This window comes from Ensifer sp. 2TAB8, from assembly GCF_052115125.1.
Lineage (GTDB): Bacteria > Pseudomonadota > Alphaproteobacteria > Rhizobiales > Rhizobiaceae > Ensifer.
This window is the reverse complement of sequence record NZ_JBFRGB010000059.1, coordinates 1-3239: the sequence shown is the minus strand read 5'-3', so window position 1 is coordinate 3239 and position 3239 is coordinate 1. Positions and strand designations below refer to the sequence as shown.

At 62.9% G+C, this 3239-nt stretch carries 3 protein-coding genes; all 3 read left to right on the top strand.

What is annotated here, in order from left to right:
• The coding region (locus tag AB4Z53_RS35215; protein ID WP_441600046.1) for an ABC transporter ATP-binding protein at positions 1–1221 on the top strand (1221 nt) is incomplete at its 5' end.
• Between the two features lie 89 nt (positions 1222–1310).
• On the top strand, positions 1311–2546 hold the full coding sequence (locus tag AB4Z53_RS35210) for a CapA family protein (protein ID WP_441600044.1): 1236 nt from the start codon (positions 1311–1313) through the stop codon (positions 2544–2546).
• Between the two features lie 68 nt (positions 2547–2614).
• Positions 2615–3239: peptidase T (locus tag AB4Z53_RS35205; RefSeq protein ID WP_441600042.1), on the top strand; the 625-nt coding region annotated here is incomplete at its 3' end.

The following is a 3239-nucleotide window of genomic DNA, read 5'->3' as shown; positions in this document are numbered from 1 at the left end:
CAGTTCTCCGGTGGCCAGCGGCAGCGCATCGTCATCGCCATCGCCCTTGCGGGGTCTCCCGACATCATCATCGCCGACGAGCCGACCTCGGCACTCGATGCCACCGTGCAGAAGCAGGTGCTCGGATTGCTCAGAACCCTCGTCGACGATACCGGTGTCTCCGTCATTCTCGTCACCCACGACATGGGGGTGATCTCCGAGATCACCGACCGGGTGCTGGTCATGAAGAAGGGCCAGGTGGTCGAAGCGGATGTGACGGTCACCATCCTCGATCAGCCGAACCACGACTATACCAGGAAGCTGCTTGCCGCTGTTCCACGGCTTCGCATTCCGGCAAAGGCAGCGAAGGTGGAGGACAAGACGGCACACGCTGATGACAGTGGCGTTGACGACTGGTCCCGTGCCACGGACGAGCTCGAACGTCCACTTCTTGTTGCCGAAGGCATATCGAAAGTGTTCTCTCCACAGGGTTTCCATTGGGGCCTTGGCCGGAAACGGTCAAGCTTCGGTCTGCGTGATGTCGGCATTCGTCTGCAACGCGGGACGATCACCGGCATCGTCGGTGAGAGTGGCAGCGGCAAGACCACCTTCGGCCGGATCCTCGCCGGTCTCGACAGCGCCCATGAAGGTCGGATTGTGATCGGTGACAAAAGCTTTGAGGCTGCCTCAAGCGGCCGGCGCAGTGGTCTTCTCGGCCGGGTGCAGATGATCTTCCAGGATCCATCGGTATCGCTCAACCCACGGATGACCATCGCCGAGACGCTTGAGGAAAGCATCCGCTTCGGCGCCGGTGGGGGTTCCAGGGGCCGATCTGTGGCTGACACCGCGGCTGAGATGATGGATCGGCTCGGCCTTGCCCGCAGCCTGCTGTCCCGCCATCCGCATCAGCTCTCTGGTGGCCAGAAGCAGCGGGTCTGTATCGCCCGAGCGCTGCTTGCCGAGCCTCAGATCATTGTTGCCGACGAGCCGACTTCGGCCCTCGACGTCTCGGTCCAGGCCGAGATCGTTACTCTGCTGAGGGAGACCATCGCAGAGCGGGATATGACCATGGTGTTCATCTCTCATGATCTCGCCATCGTCCAGGCACTGTGCAGCGCCGTCTACATCTTCAAGAACGGTCGGGTCGAGGATTTTGGGTCCTCGGACTTCATCTTCTCGCGCTCCGACAATACCTACACCCGCACGCTGATTGCCGCCCGGCCAGAGCGCTTCACATGCTGAGGGGTGCGTCGACCCTCWGCGAGCGGATCCAACCCGGAACCATCAGATATTCGAAACGGCTGGCGCGTGTCGCCCCAGAAAGTCCTCCCATGCAACACCGCTTCACCCTCGCCGTTACCGGCCAGTCGCTGATCAARCATGACATCCGCGACATCACCGCTCCGGCATTCGCCAAGGTTCGCTCGCTGCTGCGCGAAGCCGATCTCGCCTTCACCAACTTCGAAGGCACGATCCTTGGGCGTCACGGYGGCTGGCCGCTCAAAGGCTCGTTCTTCGGCTGCAGCGCCCCATTCGTGCTCGATACCCTGAAGGGCATCGGTTTTGAGGCGCTGTCGCTGTCGAACAACCATGCCTTCGACCTCGGTCCCTCCGGCGTGCTCTCGACGCTGGAAGAGGTCGAGAAGCGCGGCTTTCTCCATGCCGGTCTTGGTCGAGATCAAGGGGAAGTGTCGCGGGCGAGCACTGCTGTGATCTCCGGTCGGCCGGTGGCCGTCGTCGCGATGGACGGCGGTCCCGGCCCAGACTTCATGTATGCCGCAGATGCGAAGGAAGGGCGCCCCGCCCGTCCCGGCGTTAATCGGCTCGGGATTACCCAGAGGATTGAGGTCGACGGCGCCGCGTTCGRGCAATTGGCAGCGATCCGCGACCAGGTCGGTTACACCGCGATTGATCTTGCCAATGACAGCCAGCCGGACGATCGCCCGGAGCTTAACCCGGAAACCGAGATCGCGCTTGCCCGTGCCGTGTTCCGGCGATCGGAGCGCTKCGGKCGCAGTGTCAACATCGATGAAGCGGATCTGGAGAGGAACCTTGCAGCCATCRCGRCGGCRGCGRARGAYGGMTCGCTGGTGGTCGCCTATCTGCACCATCATCATTGGGCGTCCGACTGGTATCAGGTTCCGGACTGGGTGAGCGGGGTTGCCCGCGCCTGCATYGATGCYGGSGCGTCSMTGTTCGTCAGCCAYGGCGCGCCGGTRYTGCAGCCGATCGAGATCTATCGGGGTCGGCCGATCTTCTACAGCCTCGGCAACTTCATCTTCCATGTGCGYTCCGAGAAGTCGACCTGGACGGCGCCGGAAGTCTGGGAAAGCGTGGTCGCGGCCACGACCTTCGACGCCGACAACCGTCTCGTGGAGGTTATTCTTCATCCGGTCGTCATCGGCGGCGATGCGGCGTTAGAGGACGGCGTGCTGGAGCGACGCCTGGCGCCCCATCTTGCGACCGGGGCCGGTGCGCAGCGCATCCTTTTGCGGCTCGCAGAGCAATCGGCCGAGCTCGGCACCGAAATCCAGATCTCGGATGGTGTCGGCATTATCCGGGTCTAGTCTTTTGCCGGCTCACAGCCACCACAAGGCGGGCCGTCACGGCCCGCAGCTTCCACATGAGGGCTAGTATGGACATTCGCCAGGAACTGATCAGCCGCTTCTTCCGCTACGCCGCGATCGAAAGCCAAAGTAATGGCCGGGCGTTATGCCTGCCCTCGTCGCCAGGCCAGGCAGCGCTCGCCGCGCTGCTGGCCGAGGAGATGCGGGCGCTGGGTTTGGCCGACGTCGTCGTCGACGCACATGCGATCGTCACCGGTGTCAAACGCGGTAACCGGCCGGACGCGCCGGCGATCGGCTTTATCGCCCACCTCGACACCGTCGATGTCGGTCTGTCGCCGTTTATTCGGCCGCAGATCCTCCGCTTCGACGGCAAGGATCTTTGCCTCAATGCCAAGGAAGACATCTGGCTGCGCGTCGCAGAGCATCCAGAGATCCCAGGCTGGAAGGGAGAGGACATCATCGTCGGCGACGGCACCAGCGTGCTCGGCGCCGACAACAAGGCAGCGATCGCCGTGATCATGACATTGCTTGGTCGGCTGGATGCGACGGAACACGGCGACGTCTTCGTCGCCTTCGTGCCCGACGAGGAAATCGGTTTGCGTGGCGCCAAGGCGCTGGATCTTGCCCGTTTCCCTTGTGACTTCGCCTATACGATCGACTGCTGTGAACTGGGCGAGGTTGTGCTCGAGACCT